This is a genomic window from Lysobacter panacisoli, from assembly GCF_009765165.1.
Classification (GTDB): domain Bacteria; phylum Pseudomonadota; class Gammaproteobacteria; order Xanthomonadales; family Xanthomonadaceae; genus Lysobacter_J; species Lysobacter_J panacisoli.
Genome location: NZ_VLNU01000001.1, coordinates 537355 through 553616, shown reverse-complemented (window position 1 = coordinate 553616; position 16262 = coordinate 537355). Strand labels below are relative to the sequence as shown.

Here is a 16262-nt window from a genome sequence, read left to right as displayed (position 1 = left end):
CCGTAACGACGAGGAACACCATGAATAACACCACTCGCATCCTGCTCGCCGCCGTGCTCTGCACCGCAGCCGTGGCCTGCTCGAAGAAGGTCAAGGAAGAAGCTCCCCCGGCCGACACCACCACCCCGCCGCCGGCTGTCGAACAGCCCGCGACCTCGGGCGTCTATGGCCCGAACGATCTCGACACCGACGCTTGCCTGCGTCAGCGCGTCGTCTACTTCGACTTCGACCAGGACAGCCTGCGTCCGGAGTTCCAGGCCATCGTCGGCTGCCACGCCAAGTACCTGCGTGACCGTCCGTCCTCGCGCATGACCCTCGAAGGCAATGCCGACGAGCGCGGCAGCCGCGAGTACAACCTGGGTCTGGGCGAGCGCCGCGGCAACGCCGTGTCGTCGGCCATCCAGGCCAACGGTGGTTCGGGCAGCCAGATCACCGTGACCAGCTACGGCGAAGAGCGCCCGGTCTGCACCGACTCGAACGAGGATTGCTGGGCCAAGAACCGTCGCGTCGAGATCGTGTACACCGCCAAGTAAGCGGTCACGGTACTCGCTGTGATGGTCCGCAAGACCCTACTTGCAGCAGCGTTCGCGGCGGCCCTCGTGGCCGCCGCGCCCGCCGCCGCGCAACGCGCCAGCCTGGCCGATCGCGTCGCCGCGCTCGAGCAGCAGGCATCCAACAACCAGGGCAACGTCGACCTGCTCAACCAGGTCAGCCAGCTTCGCAACGAAGTGCAGGCACTGCGTTCCCAGATCGAAGAACTGCAACAGCAGAACCAGCAATTGCTGCAGAGCTCCAAGGCCCAGTACCTGGACCTGGACGGCCGCATCAATCGTCTGGAAAGCGGCGCCCCGGTGACCCCGCCGGCCACCAACGCCGCCCCGGCTCCGGCTGCCAAGCCCCCGGCCAAGCCCGCCAGCCCATCGGCTTCCGCGAAGGACCGCCCACCGGCGGTCTACGGCGACAAGGGCGCGCTGGCCAAGAATTCTGACGAACGCGCCGCGTACGACACCGCGTTCAATGCGCTCAAGGGCGGCGACTACGTCGAGTCCTCGCGCCTGTTCCAGGCCTTCATCGAGACCTACCCCGAAGGCACCTACACGCCCAACGCGCTGTACTGGCTGGGCGAGAGCTACTACGTCACCCAGAACTACCAGCTCGCTCAGGTGCAGTTCCAGTCCCTGCTGGACCGCTACCCGACCCATGACAAGGCCCCGGGCGCGATGCTCAAGGTCGGCCTGTCGCAGATCGGCCTGAAGCAGGTCGAGGCCGCCGAGCGCACGCTCGCCGACGTCTCCACCCGCTATCCCGGCACCGATGCCGCCCGCTCGGCCAGCGATCGCCTCAACGCCCTGCAACTCGGCCGCCTGCGCTAACGCCCGCCGCGTTAGAGCCGCTCGTCGGCCGCGATCCGCTAAAATGGCGGGATGAACGCCGTCCCCCTCGATGCGGCATCCGCGTCGCCCGAACGGCTGCGGATCACCGAGATCTTCCTGTCCCTGCAAGGCGAGGCCAACAGCATCGGCTGGCCCACCGTCTTCGTGCGCCTGACCGGCTGTCCGCTGCGTTGCCAGTATTGCGACACCGCCTACGCCTTCCACGGTGGCGAGTGGCGCCAGATCGACGACATCCTGGCCGAAGTCGCCTCGCACGGCGCCCGCCACGTCTGCGTCACCGGCGGCGAACCGCTCGCGCAGAAGCGCTGCATCGGCCTGCTCGCGCGCCTGTGCGATGCCGGTTACGACGTCTCGCTGGAAACCTCCGGTGCCATCGACATCGCCGACGTCGACCCGCGCGTGTCGCGCGTGCTCGACATCAAGACGCCCGGTTCGATGGAAGTGCACCGCAACCTGTGGTCGAACCTGCCGCTGCTCACGCCGCGCGACCAGGTGAAGTTCGTCATCTGCTCGCGCGAGGACTACGACTGGGCCAAGGGCATCGTCGCCGAGCATCGCCTGACCGGCGTCTGCGACGTGCTGTTCTCGCCCAGCTTTACCCAGATCAAGCCGAGCGACCTCGCCGACTGGATCGTCGCCGACAAGTTGCCGGTGCGCTTCCAGCTGCAACTGCACAAGATCCTGTGGAACGACGAGCCGGGCCGCTGAGCCGGCTCGCATGAGGGAAAACACATGAAGAATGCCGTGGTCCTGGTATCGGGCGGGATGGACTCCGCCGTCGTCGTCGCCATCGCCCGCGCGCAGGGTTACGCCGTGCATGCACTCAGCGTGCGCTACGGCCAGCGCCACACCTCCGAGCTGGAAGCGGCCGACCGCGTTGCCCGTTCGCTCGGCGCGGTCGCGCACAAGACCGTCAACGTCGACCTGCGCAGCATCGGCGGCTCGGCGCTCACCGACGAAAGCATCAGCGTGCCGACCGATGACGACGGCCACGCCGTCGGACAGGATGCGGTCAAGGACGCCATCCCCGTCACCTACGTCCCCGCGCGTAACACCATCATGCTGTCGATCGCGCTGGGCTGGGCCGAAGTCCTGGGCGCGAACGACATATTCTGCGGCGTCAACGCCGTCGACTACTCGGGTTATCCCGACTGCCGTCCGGAGTTCATCGAAGCGTTCGAGAAGCTCGCCAATCTCGCCACCAAGGCGGGTGTCGAAGGCGCGGGCCTGCGCGTGCACGCGCCGCTGCAGTTCATGAGCAAGGCCGACATCGTGCGCGAAGGCGTGCGTCTGGGCGTGGACTTCGCGCAGACCGTCTCCTGCTACAAGGCCGACGATCAGGGCCGCGCCTGCGGCCGTTGCGACGCCTGCCGCCTGCGCGCCGAAGGTTTCGCCGCCGCCGGCGTCCCCGATCCCACGCGTTACGCCTGAATCTCCACGGCACGCTGCCTGCACCGTCACGGCGGCCTGCGCTAGAATGCACGCCCCGGCGCAACGCCGGGACTGCGCCCGCATCGCGGACGCGCGACTCCAAGTGGGCCGTTAGCTCAGTCGGTAGAGCATCGGACTTTTAATCCGCTGGTCGATGGTTCGAATCCATCACGGCCCACCATTTCAGAAACTCGACAGGCGATCGGAATCATCCAACGATGATTTTCGGGCCAACGCGATGTGACGCTTCTGTCTCTATTCGCGTTTCCTGAACTCGGAATGCTCTGATTTCACCATCTCGTCTACCCGCGAAGAATTACGCCCTTTGAGCGGCGGTCTGTCGATCCGCTGCATCGGCACGACGCTAAGGAGCGGGAATGGGCAGTGTGATCAAACGCATGGCGGCCGAGTGCATCGGCACGTTCTGGCTGGTACTGGGCGGTTGCGGCAGCGCAGTCCTGGCGGCGAAGTTCGGCGGTGACGGCAATCCGCTCGGCATCGGTTTGCTGGGCGTCTCGCTGGCATTCGGCCTGACCGTGGTAACCGGTGCGTATGCGCTGGGTCCGATTTCCGGTGGCCACTTCAATCCGGCGGTCAGCATCGGTTTGTGGGCTGGTGGCCGCTTCCGGGCGTGCGACCTGGCGCCATACATCGGCGCGCAGTTGATTGGTGCGACCCTCGCCGCGTATGTGCTGTACCTGATCGCCTCCGGCGCGCCCGGCTTCTTCATCGATCCGAACGCGCCGGGCACGTTTGCCAGCAATGGCTTCGATGCGATGTCCCCCGGTGGTTACGGTCTGATGACGGCATTCCTCATCGAAACCGTGCTCACAGCGGTCTTCCTGATCGTGATCCTTGCCACCACGCATGCGCGTGCGCCCGCGGGCTTTGCACCGTTGGCCATCGGTCTCACGTTGACGCTGATCCACCTCATCAGCATTCCGGTGACGAATACCTCGGTCAATCCGGCCCGTTCTACCGGTATCGCCTTCATGGCCGGTGCGCCGGCGATGTCGCAGCTGTGGCTGTTCTGGGTGGCACCCATTCTCGGGGCTGTACTCGGTGCCATCGCTTACCGTTGCCTCGACGGCGAATCCGCCTGATGTCTTTGGAGCATCGCTCATTCGGGCGATCTTCCGTCGACTCATTCCTCCTCTGCGCCGGCCAGTACCGACGATCCGGATCGTGGCTTCCAGCAGTTCGAGCGGGCGAGCTTTCTCGCTTCAGTGAAGAACGATGGGGGCTGCAGGCAGGGTCACTGACAGCCGGCGCTGGCCGGCCACCTTTCCTTTCCCATGCCCGACGCAATAGACGCCACACGCCTCATCAACGCCGCATGGAAACTCCTGGAGGCGATGGACGGGGGGCAGTCCATGTCGCTGTGGGAGCGCGCATCACCGGCCGCACTGGCATGCGCGCACGCCGATGCCCTAGGTGAGAGCGTTGATGCACAGCGGCGCGAGATGGGCGGCGTTCGCCACCGACGATGGGTATCGGTCCAGCGCAGAGCCAGTGATGGCAAGGGCGACTTGCCCTCAGGCCATTACGTCAACGTGGTATTCGATGTCGCCTTCGGCGACGGCCAGCCTGGGCAGGAGCTCATCACGCTTCGGCACGACGCGGACGGCGTCTGGCGACTCAGCGGTTATGCCTTGCGCTGAGCCACGTCGTTCGGTGCGGTGTTGTCATCGACAGGCATGCGCGCCAGTCCGGGCACGTCGATTTCCTTCGACATCAGCGCTGCGAGCAGGTCACTGCACTGACAGGAGAATAGAACCGGCGGATCATCGGCCGCAAACGGCGCGTCGTCTACCGCTCCAGGCCATTCCCTACGACCGCGTCGCGATTGCCGCGGCTCCATCGCTCTATCGGGCCATCAGGTGTGAGGCGATCCCCGATGGGATCAGGTGCGTCTCTGGATCCGCAGACTACGACGGCGCAACCAGCGCGCCATGTACGACGCGGCGGGGAACAGCGATATCACGCATACGAGGATCGCCCGCGACACATCGCCGCCATACACCAGGCGGGCGACGGCGATGGCGATCGCCATTGCGGCGATGGTGAACCAGAGCGCGGTGCCCCGAAGGGCTTCGTGTTCTCGTGTCATGGCGATGCTTCCGGCAATCGATTCGTTGGTCAGGTCAAGAGTCCAGATGGCGCGCGACCAGGATCACGCCGCGGTCGTGCAATTCGCGCAAGTCGTCACGGGGCAGCATGAACACATCGGACGGCGCGAACGCCGCCGCCTTGCGCTTCACCTCGTCCAGCTGCCGGTAGATGCGTCGCTTGTTGGACGAGCGCTCGGACGAGGCGCGGGCAACAATGCGATCGCCGCGCACCTCCTCCACTCGCAGCAGCGCATACGACGTCGCTGTCACGCCCGGACGCAGCGCGCTGATGCGAGCCATGTAGAGGTCGCCGGCCCGCGGCGCGTCCAGGCATGCGCGGGTGCGATTGCTGAAGGCGAAACTGACGACGGCCGCCGTGCACAGAGTCAGCACACCGACGGCCATGATGAGGGCCTTCTGGAACCCCGGGAACCTGGAGGACATGACGGTTGGACGAAATGGCAAACGCGGCATTCTTGCGCCGTCACCCGCACCGGGCCATCAGACGAATCCGACCTCGCGACCACGGCTCACTCTGACGGCGCGCTCAGCACCGGACCTATGACGCGTGTCTATTCCGGATCAGCCGCGCGACTCGGAACCGCCGTGCTGCTGGTCGCGAACCGGGGCAGTCCGTCGTCCACGTCGAACCACGCAATGCGTGAGCGCGTCCACACGTGGTCGTCGATACGCACGCGGTCCGGTGTGTCCAGGCTGCCCGCGCTGACCTGTACGCGGTCGGCCAGCACCGCTTCGCGCATGCCCAGCGTGCTGCCGCACTGCGCACAGAAGCCACGCTCGGCGTTCACTGACGAGCGGTACCACGACGGCTCCCCCTGCAACCATGCGAACGCATCCACGGGGAAGTGCACGAATGCCAGCGCCGGTGCACCCGAATGGCGCCGGCACATCTCGCAGTGGCAGATGACGCCGCGCATTGGACTCGCACTCGCGCGGTAACGGATCGCGCCGCACAGGCATCCGCCTTCGAAGACCTCCGCATCCATGTGACGCTCCTGTGTCAGTTGCCGTCGCCGCCACGCGGGTAATGGCGCGTCGATTCGTTCAATCGTTCCCACGGCAGCTTGTGCTCGATCCAGGTTTCGCGCGTCGGCGGAAACTGTTCCGGTGCGTCCAGCGTGGCCGTGGTGATGTCGATGGTGTCCGTGTCCAGGACGTGGCGATAGCTCAGCGGCGTGCCGCAGTTGCCGCAGAAGGTGCGCACCACATCCTCCGAGGACGGGTAGCGCATCGGAACGCCCTGGCAGAAGACCAGGCTGTTCACGTGGAAAGTCGACCATGCGACGGACGGCGCGCCACCCGCGCGGCGGCAACTGCGGCAATGGCAGATGCTCCGCGAGATAGGCGGCGCCGTGGCGCGATAGCGGATCGCGCCGCACAGGCAGCCTCCTTCGATGCACAGGCCCATTTCGGCCTCCACGACCCTGACGTGGCGCTCTGGCGGTTATACGACGGAACGCGTATCCACGGCGCGAGGGGCCCGTGCCGGGCCCTCAGGCGTTGTCGAACAGGTGCTGCAGGACGGCTTCGCCGTAGCGGTCGAGCTTGCTCGCGCCGATGCCGGGAATGCGCCCCAGCTCGTCCAGGTCCTCGGGCGCGGCCTGCGCGATGGCGCGCAGCGTGCTGTCGTGGAAGATCACATACGCCGGGACGTTCTGTTCGCGCGCGGTCGTGGACCGCCACTCGCGCAGCGCGTCGAAGCGGATCTGCGAATCGGGATCGAGGTCGGGCAGGGACGCGCTCGCCGTGCCGCGCGACTTGCGCCCGCGCGCCGGCTTGGGCGCTTCGTGGCGGAAGCGCAGTTCGCGTTCGCCGCGCAGCACCGGGCCGCTGGCGACGGTCAGGCGCAGCGCGCCGTGGTGTTCGACGTCGGCTTCCAGCAGGCCCGACGCGACCAGCTGGCGGAAGACGCCGCGCCACTGTTGCGCATCGAGGTCGCTGCCGATGCCCCAGGTGCTCAGGCGATCGTGGCCCCACTGCTGCACCTTGTCCGTGCTCGCGCCGCGCAGCACGTCGATGATGTGGCCCGCGCCGAAGCGCTGGCCGGTGCGGTACACGCACGACAACGCCTTGCGCGCGGCTTCCGTGCCGTCCCAGCTGCGCGGCGGGTCCAGGCAGTTGTCGCAGTTCCCGCAGGCGCCGGCGTGCGGTTCGCCGAACCAGCCCAGCAGCGCCTGGCGCCGGCACTGGGTCGATTCGCAATAGCCCAGCAGCGCGTCGAGCTTGCCCAGTTCCAGTCGCTTGCGTTCCTCACCGGCCTCGCCCTGCTGGATCAGCTGGCGCAGGTTCACCACGTCGCCGAGGCCGTAACTCAGCCAGACTTCGGCCGCCTCGCCGTCGCGTCCGGCACGGCCGGTTTCCTGGTAGTAACCCTCGATCGACTTGGGCAGGTCGACGTGCGCGACGAAGCGGACGTCCGGCTTGTCGATGCCCATGCCGAAGGCGATGGTCGCCACCATCACGATGCCGTCCTGTTGCAGGAAGCGCCGCTGGTTCGCCGCGCGTATGGAGGCGTCCATGCCCGCGTGGTAGGGCAGGGCGTCGATGCCCGATGCCTGCAGTTGTTCGGCCACGCTCTCAACGCGTTTGCGCGAGAACGCATAGACGATGCCGCTCTCGCCCCGATGCCCGTGCAGGAAATCCAGCAGCTGGCGCACGCCGCCGCCGTCCTTGTGCACCACGCGATAGCGCAGGTTGGGGCGATCGAAGGAGCTGACGAACTGGCGCGCATCCTCCAGGTTCAGCCGCTCGGCGATTTCGCGTCGTGTCGGCGCGTCGGCGGTGGCGGTGAGGGCGATGCGCGGAATGTCCGGCCAGCGTTCGTGCAGCACGGTGAGCTGGCGGTATTCGGGGCGGAAATCGTGACCCCACTGCGAGACGCAATGCGCCTCGTCGATCGCGAACAGCGCGATGCGCGCACGTTCGAGCAGCGACAGGAAGCGCGCGGTCAGCAGGCGCTCGGGCGCGACGTAGAGCAGGTCCAGCTCGCCGGCCAGCAGTTGCCGTTCGATGTCCGCGGCGGACGCCGCATCGAGCGTGGAATTGAGGTAGGCCGCGCGCACGCCAAGCTGGCGCAGGCCTTCGACCTGGTCCTGCATGAGCGCGATCAGCGGCGACACCACCAGTCCGCAGCCCTCGCGCAGCAGCGCGGGCAGCTGGTAGCACAGCGACTTGCCGCCGCCGGTCGGCATCAGCACCAGCGCGTCGCCGCCGCTGGTCACCTGCTCGACGATCTGGGCCTGTTCGCCGCGGAATCCGGGGTGGCCGAAGATGCGGCGGAGCAGATCGAGAGCGGGGTCGGACATGCGCACAGTGTAACGGGCGGGTGGCGCACGCCCTTCGGAGAAGCCCGCGACGCTCCGCCTGAAAAGCAGAACCCGGATCGGGCAGGGCCTGATCCGGGTCCGGTGTTCACATCCCTCGGGGCGCGCAGGAGGCGCCCACGATCACTCCAGCAGCGAGCGCAGCATCCACGCGTACTTCTCATGGGTCTGCAGGCGCTGGGTCATCAGGTCGACGGTCGGGTCGTCGCCGGCGTCGTCGGCGGTCTTGAGCACCTTGCGCGCCGTGCGCGCCACCGCTTCGTTGCCGACGGTGAGCTGGCGTACCATCTCGCGCCAGTCCGGCGCTTCGGTCAGGCCGGGCTCCTCCGGGATCGAGCTCAGGCGGATGAACTCCGCGTACGAGCCCGGCGCGTTGAAGCCCAGGGCGCGGATACGCTCGGCGGTCTCGTCCAGCGCGTTCCACTGCTCGGTGTACTGGGCCTCGAACATCACGTGCAGGCTGTTGAACATCGGCCCGGTGATGTTCCAGTGGAAGTTGTGGGTTTTCAGGTACAGGGTGAAGCTGTCGGACAGGAAGCGCGACAGGCCGTCCGAGATCTTCTTGCGGTCGCCCGCGCTGATCCCGATATCGATGCCCGGGTGGCCGGCCGCAGGCTGCTGCGGGGCCTTGGACTTGGCGTTCTTGGCTTTGGCTTTGGCCATCGGTGTTTCTCCCTTCGCTCATGGCGTTGCGGCGACAATAGGTCGTGCCGACCGCGATGTGAAATGGTTTTTGACTTGCAGTGTGATCGATGAACTCAATGGACCCGGCGCAGTCTAGTCAGGCCGATGTCAGCAATGCGTTACGCCAGGCCCGGCGCGCCATCGACGGCGCGTTGAGCCGGGACCGTGGCCGCCTGCACGGACTGTGGTCGCGCTGGAGCGGAAAGCCCGCCGATGCCCGTGCCCGCGATGCCTTTTCGCAGGCGCTGACCGCCTCCATCGCCCAGCGCGAGGCGCGCGGTGCATCGCTGCCGCAGGCCCCGGTCGATCCCAACCTGCCCATTGCGGCAAAGGCCGACGAGATCGTCGAGCTGATCCGTGCGCATCCGGTGGTGGTCATTGCGGGCGAGACCGGTTCGGGCAAGACCACCCAGCTGCCCAAGCTGTGCCTGGCCGCTGGTCGCGGCGCCGCCGGCATGATCGGCTGCACCCAGCCGCGCCGCATCGCCGCGCGCGCCGTCGCGCGCCGCGTGGCCGAAGAACTGCAGACCCCGATGGGCGGCGCGGTCGGCTACCAGGTGCGCTTCACCGAGAACGTCGGCGAGCAGACCGCGGTGAAGTTCATGACCGACGGCATCCTGCTGGCCGAGATCCAGTCCGATCGCTGGCTCTCGCAGTACGACACCATCCTCATCGACGAGGCGCACGAACGCAGCCTCAACATCGACTTCCTGCTCGGCTACCTCAAGCAGCTGCTGCAGCGTCGCAAGGACCTGAAGATCATCGTCACCTCGGCGACGATCGACACCGAACGCTTCGCCGCGCACTTCGGCGGCGCGCCGGTGGTGAACGTGGAAGGCCGCGGCTATCCGGTGTCGGTGCGTTATCGCCCCCTCGAAGGCGAGAGCGAAGACGCGGGCGAACGCACCATCAACGATGGCATCGTCGCCGCGTGCGACGAGATCACCCGCGAGGATCCTCGCGGCGACGTGCTGGTGTTCCTGCCGGGCGAGCGCGAGATCCGCGATGCGCACCTCTCACTCGAACGCCGCAAGTACCGCGAGACCGAAGTGCTGCCGCTATACGCGCGGCTGTCGGTACGCGACCAGGACCGCGTGTTCAATCCCGGTCCGAAGCGCCGCATCGTGCTGGCGACCAACGTCGCCGAAACGTCGCTGACGGTGCCGCGCATCCGTTACGTGGTCGATCCCGGCCTGGCGCGCGTGAAGCGCTACAGCCCGCGCGGCAAGCTCGATCGCCTGCACATCGAACCGGTCAGCCAGGCCAGCGCCGACCAGCGCAAGGGCCGCTGCGGACGCATCAGCGAAGGCACCTGCTATCGCCTGTACTCCGAAGCGGATTTCGAATCGCGTCCGCGCTACACCGATCCGGAGATCCGCCGCGCCGCACTCGCCGGCGTGATCCTGCGCATGCTCGCACTGGGACTGGGCCAGATCGAGGAATTCCCGTTCCTCGAACCGCCCGATCCGCGTGCGATCGCCGATGGCTGGCAGCAGTTGTCCGAACTCGGCGCGGTCGACGAGCAGCGCCGGATGACGCCGGTCGGCAAGCTGATGGCGCGCATGCCGGTCGACGTGAAACTCGCTCGTATGCTGGTCGCCGCCAACCAGCACGGCGTGGTGCGCGAGATGCTGGTGATCGCCTCGTTCCTCGGTATCCAGGACCCGCGCGAACGTCCCGCCGACCAGCGCGCCGCGGCCGACAACGCACACGCCGAATTCGCCGATGCGAAGTCCGAGTTCGTCGGCATCGTCAAGCTGTGGGACGCCTACCAGACGGCGCACGAAGACCTCACCCAGTCGAAGCTGCGCGCATGGTGCGAGAAACGCTTCCTCGGCTTCCTGCGCATGCGCGAATGGCGCGAGCTCCACCGCCAGCTCAAGCTGATGGGCGAGGAGCTGCAATGGAAGGAATCGCGCGCCGCGACGAACGAACACGGCGTGCTCGACACGTCCGCCTACGCCACCTTGCACAAAGCGTTGATCGCCGGCCTGCCGACGCAGATCGGCACGCGCAGCGACAAGGGCTATGACGGCCCGCGTGGCCGCAAGTACCAGCTTTTCCCCGGTTCGCCGCTGGCGAAGAAACCGCCACCGTGGGTACTGTCGGCGACGCTGCTCGACACCGAGCGGGTGTGGTCGTTGACCAATGCCGCGATCGAACCCGACTGGGCCATCGCCGAACTGCCACACCTACTCTCGCGCCGGCAACACGATCCGCACTGGTCGCGTTCGCAGGGGCGCGTGCTCGGGAGCGAGCAGATCAGCCTGTTCGGACTGGTCCTCGCGCCGAAGCGGCCAGTCCACTACGGCGCGCTTTTCCCCGAGGAAAGCCGTGCGATCTTCGCGCGCGATGCGCTGGTGACCGGCGAGATCAACACGCGGGCCGCATTCCTGCCGCGCAACCTCGCCGTGCTGGCCAAGGCGCGCGAGGAAGAAGCCAAGCAGCGTCGCAGCGGACTGGTCGTGGACGAGGACTGGATGGCGCAGTGGTACCTCGACCGTCTGCCACCGCACGTGCACAACGCGCAGGCGCTGGATGCGTGGTACGGCAAGTTGCCGCCGGCCGAGAAGGCGACACTGGAATGGTCGCTGTCGGACCTGATGGTCGGCGACGAGAGCGATGCGGTGCGGTTCCCGCCGTACCTCGCCCTGGGCAACGTACGCCTTGCGGTGAAGTACCGCTTCGAGCCCGGCTCGAGCGACGACGGCATGACCGTCGCGGTGCCGCTGCACCTGCTCAATGCGCTCGATCCGGTGCGGCTGACGTGGCTCGCGCCGGGCTTCGTGCTGGACAAGGCGGCCGCGCTGATCAAGACGCTGCCCAAGACCTTGCGGCGCAACTTCGTGCCGGCGCCGGATTTCGCCCGTGCGTTCTTCGAGGCGTATCCGCAATCGTCTTCGGATGCGATCACGGGCGAGCTTGCGCGCTTCCTGCACAAACTCGGCGGCGTCGCGGTAGGCGCCACGGACTTCGACGAGTCCGCACTGGAACCGCACCTGCGCATGAACCTGCGCCTGTTCGACCGTGATGGGAAGACCGTGCTGGCCGAGTCGCGCGATCTCGACGACCTGCGTTTGCGGTTCGGCGAACGCGCGGCGGTGGCGTTCGCGGCGAAGGCGGCGGACGGGCTCGCGCAGAGCGGTTTGACGACGTTCCCCGAGTCGCCGATTCCCGAATCCGTGCCCGGTGCGGGCGGCGTGCCCGCATACCCGGCGCTGCACGACGACGGCGGCAGCGTGTCGTTGCGCGTGCATGCCGAGCGCGACGTCGCGCGTCGCGAGCATCCACGCGGCGTGCGTCGCCTGCTCGCGATCGCGCTGGCCGACAAGCTCAAGCAGGCGCGCAAGCAGCTGCCGGTCACGCCGAAGATGGGGCTGCTGTATGCCTCGATCGAAGCGGCCGCGCCGCGCACCGATGGGCTGAAGGAAGGCGACCGCCTGCGTGCGGACCTCGTCGACGGCGCGTTCGCCTCGCTCGCTGCCGAAGGGCTGGGCGACGTCCGCGACGCGGATACCTTCGCCGCGCGTCGCGAGGCCATCGGCAAGCAGGTCTTCGGCGATGCGATGGAGCGGCTCAGGCAGGCCGAGGCGATCCTCGCCGCCGTCGCCGAGGCGCGCGCCAAGCTGGAATCGCCGTTGATGGGCTGGGCCAGTGGCAATCTCGACGACATGCGTGCGCACCTGGCCACGCTCACGCCGCCGGGGTTCCTGCGCAACGTGCCCGCCGACGCGCTGCGCGAGTATCCGCGCTACCTCAAGGCGCTGGCACTACGCGGCGAGCGCGCATTGCGCGATCCGGTGCGCGACCAGGCTCGCATGCTCGAACTCAAACCGTTCGCCGATGCGCTCGCGCAGGCGCAGCGTGCCGGCGAGGCAGACGTGCCCGAATGGCAGGCGCTGCGCTGGGACCTGGAGGAACTGCGCGTGTCGCTGTTCGCGCAGGAACTGGGCACGCGTGGCGGCGTCTCGCCCAAGAAGCTGGCGCAGCGGCTGTCGCAGCTGCGCCGTTGAGACCGTGAAGCCGCGCGTCAGTCGACGCGCTGGACCTTGAGCGACTGGCCGTCGAGCTTCAGGTACCACACACCCATGAAGCCCGGCTCGATCACCACCGGCGGATTGGTCAGTCCTTTGCGCAGGTAAAGGCTGCCTTCGTTCACGCGCCAGCGCTGGCCGTTGTCGAGCGTGATCGTGCTGCCGCGCGCCAGCGTTTTCACTTCGCCCTGCACGTTCGCGGTCACGGACTGCGTCGGCGTGCGCTTCTCGCGCAGGCCGACGTCGTTGGCGGCCTGCTCGGCCACCGCGGCCTTGGCCACGTTCTCACGGTCTTCGCTGAGCAACTGGTTGAGCAGGCGCAGCTGTTCGGCAGAGAGCGTGTCCAGTCCGGTCGCCTGCAGCTGCTCGGCGGTGAGCCGCTGTTCAAGGGGCACGTACGGCGGCTTCGCGCCTGCAACGGAGGCGACGAGCAGCAGCGCGAGTGCGAGAAGTGCGGCGAACGAACGCATCGGATTATTCCTCGTCATGGATGGCGTCACTTGACCCGCTGCACCTTGGCGCGGGTGTTGTAGCCGTCGATCGACAGATACCAGGACGCGCCGATGATGCCCGGCGTCAGCTTCACCTGCGGGTTCGCCACGCGGCCGATGGTCAGCGATGCGTCGTCGACCTGCTGCCACACCTGGCCGTTGTCGAGGGTGAATCGCTGGCCGCGGCCGAAGCCGGTGAATTCGCCGTCGAGCTTGGCGGCGATCGGTTCGTTCGAGGTGCGCTCGAACAGGCCGCGACGGTCGTCGGCCTGCTCCTGCTTGGCCACTTCCACCGCCTTCGCCGTTTCCAGCTGCAGTTTGCCCTGCAGCCAGTCGTTGAGGTTCGCCAGCTGTTCCGGCGACAGCCGATCCAGGCCCGTGGCGCGGAACTGCTCCGGCGTCATCTGCTGTTCGATCTTCTGCTGGGCCCACGCGGTGCCGGCGAGCGGCAACAGGACCAGCGCGAGCAGGGCGACGCGGGCGGACGAGGGAAGGCGAATCGGGGGCATGCGCTGTTCCTCCAGACGGTTGCGGGCTAGTGTAGACCGTCCCCGCGTCGCTCATCGTTCCACCGACATGGCAACACCGTCCCTCCCGCTGCCCGAGGTGTTGGCGCATCCTGCCGCCACCGGCGTCCCGGCCTCCTTGCGCCGGGCGATGCAGCAGGCTGCCGATACGTCGGCGGACACCGCGCAGGGCGATCCGCCCGACGTCATCGCGAGCATGCTCGACGCGCTGGCGATGCTCGGCGCCGACGGCGATACCGTCGCGGCGGGCATGCTGCACACGCATCCGCAATGGGAGGCCACGCTGCGGCCGATGGTCGAACGCGACTTCCCGTCGATCGCGCCGCTGCTCGAAGGCCAGCGTGCCGCCGAACAGGTGTGGGCGCTGCACGCCGAACGCCACGGCCAAGCCGGCAACGAAGGGCTGCGCCGCCTGTTGCTGGCGATCGTGCGCGACCTGCGCGTGGTGCCGATCCTGCTCGCGCGCCAGCTCGCGCGCATGCGCCATGCCGAACGTTTGCCCGAGGACGAGCGCCGCGAACTGGCGATGCTCACCCGCGACATCCACGCGCCGCTCGCCAACCGGCTGGGCATCTGGCAGCTCAAGTGGGAGCTGGAGGACCTCGCGTTCCGCTACCTGGAACCGCAGACCTACCAGCAGATCGCACGCCTGCTCGACGAGAAGCGCGGCGATCGCGAGCGCTACATCGAGGAAGTGAAGCGCACGCTGCGCGAAGCGATGGACGCGCAGGGCCTGAAGGCGGAAATCGCCGGGCGGCCGAAGCACATCTACAGCATCTGGAAGAAGATGCAGCGCAAGAACGTGCCGATCGGCGAGCTGTACGACCTGCGCGCGGTGCGCGTGCTGGTCGATGGGCTCGGCGACTGCTACGCCGCGCTGGGCGTGGTGCATGCGACGTGGACGCCGATCCCGAGTGAGTTCGACGACTACATCGCGCGGCCCAAGCGCAACGACTACCGCTCGCTGCATACCGCGGTGATCGGCCCGGAAGGCAAGACGCTGGAAGTGCAGATCCGCACGCACGAGATGCATCGCCAGGCGGAACTCGGCGTGGCCGCGCACTGGAAGTACAAGGAATCGGGCAGCCAGAGCGCCGACGCCGCATTCGACCGCAAGATCGCGTGGATGCGCCGCCTGCTCGAAGGCGGCACCGAGGCCGGCCGCGAGGACGGCTCGCTGGCCGGCGAGTTCGACACCGAACTGGTCGAGGACCGCATCTACGTGCTCACGCCCAAGGGCGAGGTGATCGACCTGCCCGCCGGCGCGACGCCGCTGGACTTCGCCTACCACGTGCACACCGAGGTCGGTCATCGCTGCCGCGGTGCGAAGGTGGACGGCAGGATCGTGCCGCTCGACCACAAGCTGCGCAGCGGCGACCGCGTGGAGATCATGACCGCCAAGACCGGCGAACCGCGCCGCGACTGGCTGGTTGTCGCCAACGGTTTCCTCGCCAGCAGCCGCTCGCGCGACAAGGTGCGCGCGTGGTTCCACAAGCTGGACCGCACGCGCAACGAAGCGGCGGGCAAGGAGCTGCTCGACAAGGAACTGCGCCGCCTGGGCCTGCTCGGCGCCGACCTCGCACCGGCGCGCGAGAAGTTCAATCTCGCCAACGACGGCGAGGTGTACGTGCAGGTCGCGCTCGGCGACATCGGCCCGCACCAGGTCGGGCGCGCACTGCTCGAACACGAGCGCGCTGCCGCGCACGCCGCCACTTCGGCCGCAGCCAGCACCACCGTCACCACGCCGCCGCCACCGCGTCGCGTGCCCAAGCGCAGCGCCGACTTCACCGTGGAAGGCGTCGGCAACCTGCTGGTGCAGCTCGCACGCTGCTGCCAGCCGCTGCCGGGCGAGCCGATCGTGGGCTACCTGACGCGTGGTCGCGGCGTGAGCGTGCATCGCCCCGGCTGCACCGCGTTCGAGCGCCTGGCCGCGGCGCAGCCGCAGCGCGTGCTGCCGGTCGAATGGGGGCGCGCGGGCAGCGGTTACGAGGTCGACATTGAGGTGCTCGCCCTCGATCGTAAATGGCTGCTGAAGGAAGTGACCAACCTGATCGCGCAGGGCAACGCCCACGTCATGAGCATCCGCAGCGACGTCGAGCGCAACGGTGCGCGCGTGCGCCTGCGCCTGCGGCTGCGCGTGGGCGACTACGGCCAGCTTTCGACCCTGCTGGGCAAGCTGGCCTCGCTTCCCGGTGTCGAACACGCACAGCGGCGCTGAACGCGCGAGCGTGCGTCACGCGCACGGC

The 16262-nt window shown here is 67.8% G+C and carries 16 protein-coding genes and 1 tRNA gene; 9 read left to right on the top strand and 8 right to left on the bottom strand.

Annotated features, from left to right (window positions below):
* Window positions 1–20 precede the first annotated feature (20 nt).
* The 7 genes from pal (at window position 21) to FOF45_RS02770 (ending at window position 4486) form a co-directional block, all read left to right on the top strand.
* Complete coding sequence (gene pal / locus FOF45_RS02800) at window positions 21–533, top strand: peptidoglycan-associated lipoprotein Pal (protein ID WP_158982500.1); 513 nt, start codon at window positions 21–23, stop codon at window positions 531–533.
* A 21-nt stretch (window positions 534–554) separates the two neighbouring features.
* Entirely contained in the window at window positions 555–1373 is an 819-nt protein-coding gene (ybgF, locus tag FOF45_RS02795; protein ID WP_158982499.1) for a tol-pal system protein YbgF, read from the top strand.
* 51 nt (window positions 1374–1424) lie between these two features.
* The gene (gene queE / locus FOF45_RS02790) at window positions 1425–2102 is read left to right on the top strand and encodes a 7-carboxy-7-deazaguanine synthase QueE (RefSeq protein ID WP_158982498.1); all 678 of its coding nucleotides are present in this window, start codon (window positions 1425–1427) and stop codon (window positions 2100–2102) included.
* A 24-nt stretch (window positions 2103–2126) separates the two neighbouring features.
* Window positions 2127–2825 carry a 7-cyano-7-deazaguanine synthase QueC gene (gene queC / locus FOF45_RS02785; protein WP_158982497.1) on the top strand — a complete coding sequence of 233 codons (699 nt, stop codon included), beginning with the start codon at window positions 2127–2129 and terminating at the stop codon, window positions 2823–2825.
* Window positions 2826–2930: 105 nt separating this feature from the next.
* Window positions 2931–3006, top strand: a tRNA-Lys gene (locus FOF45_RS02780).
* 196 nt (window positions 3007–3202) lie between these two features.
* Window positions 3203–3928, top strand: coding sequence for an aquaporin Z (gene aqpZ / locus FOF45_RS02775; RefSeq protein ID WP_199244420.1), 726 nt, complete (start codon window positions 3203–3205; stop codon window positions 3926–3928).
* Between the two features lie 192 nt (window positions 3929–4120).
* The gene (locus FOF45_RS02770) at window positions 4121–4486 is read left to right on the top strand and encodes a DUF4019 domain-containing protein (RefSeq protein WP_158982496.1); all 366 of its coding nucleotides are present in this window, start codon (window positions 4121–4123) and stop codon (window positions 4484–4486) included.
* A 242-nt stretch (window positions 4487–4728) separates the two neighbouring features.
* On the opposite strand, the gene FOF45_RS02765 is transcribed toward FOF45_RS02770, so the two are convergent.
* The 6 genes from FOF45_RS02765 to FOF45_RS02740 form a co-directional block, all read right to left on the bottom strand.
* Window positions 4729–4935, bottom strand: coding sequence for a hypothetical protein (locus FOF45_RS02765; protein ID WP_158982495.1), 207 nt, complete (start codon window positions 4933–4935; stop codon window positions 4729–4731).
* Between the two features lie 34 nt (window positions 4936–4969).
* Window positions 4970–5380: a hypothetical protein gene (locus tag FOF45_RS02760; RefSeq protein WP_158982494.1), complete on the bottom strand. Its 411-nt coding sequence runs from the start codon at window positions 5378–5380 to the stop codon at window positions 4970–4972.
* 128 nt (window positions 5381–5508) lie between these two features.
* Entirely contained in the window at window positions 5509–5943 is a 435-nt protein-coding gene (locus FOF45_RS02755) for a GFA family protein (RefSeq protein WP_158982493.1), read from the bottom strand.
* Window positions 5944–5957: 14 nt separating this feature from the next.
* A complete protein-coding gene (locus FOF45_RS02750; RefSeq protein ID WP_158982492.1) occupies window positions 5958–6365 on the bottom strand; it encodes a GFA family protein in 408 nt (135 codons plus the stop codon).
* An 85-nt stretch (window positions 6366–6450) separates the two neighbouring features.
* The gene (gene recQ, locus FOF45_RS02745) at window positions 6451–8262 is read right to left on the bottom strand and encodes a DNA helicase RecQ (protein WP_158982491.1); all 1812 of its coding nucleotides are present in this window, start codon (window positions 8260–8262) and stop codon (window positions 6451–6453) included.
* A 141-nt stretch (window positions 8263–8403) separates the two neighbouring features.
* Entirely contained in the window at window positions 8404–8943 is a 540-nt protein-coding gene (locus FOF45_RS02740) for a Dps family protein (protein WP_158982490.1), read from the bottom strand.
* Between the two features lie 89 nt (window positions 8944–9032).
* On the opposite strand from FOF45_RS02740, the gene hrpA reads away from it, so the two are divergent.
* Window positions 9033–12977: an ATP-dependent RNA helicase HrpA gene (gene hrpA, locus FOF45_RS02735; protein ID WP_158982489.1), complete on the top strand. Its 3945-nt coding sequence runs from the start codon at window positions 9033–9035 to the stop codon at window positions 12975–12977.
* A 17-nt stretch (window positions 12978–12994) separates the two neighbouring features.
* On the opposite strand, the gene FOF45_RS02730 is transcribed toward hrpA, so the two are convergent.
* Window positions 12995–13468 carry a hypothetical protein gene (locus tag FOF45_RS02730; RefSeq protein ID WP_158982488.1) on the bottom strand — a complete coding sequence of 158 codons (474 nt, stop codon included), beginning with the start codon at window positions 13466–13468 and terminating at the stop codon, window positions 12995–12997.
* A 26-nt stretch (window positions 13469–13494) separates the two neighbouring features.
* Complete coding sequence (locus tag FOF45_RS02725) at window positions 13495–13998, bottom strand: hypothetical protein (protein ID WP_158982487.1); 504 nt, start codon at window positions 13996–13998, stop codon at window positions 13495–13497.
* Window positions 13999–14065: 67 nt separating this feature from the next.
* On the opposite strand from FOF45_RS02725, the gene FOF45_RS02720 reads away from it, so the two are divergent.
* Entirely contained in the window at window positions 14066–16234 is a 2169-nt protein-coding gene (locus tag FOF45_RS02720) for a RelA/SpoT family protein (protein WP_158982486.1), read from the top strand.
* Window positions 16235–16262 lie beyond the last annotated feature (28 nt).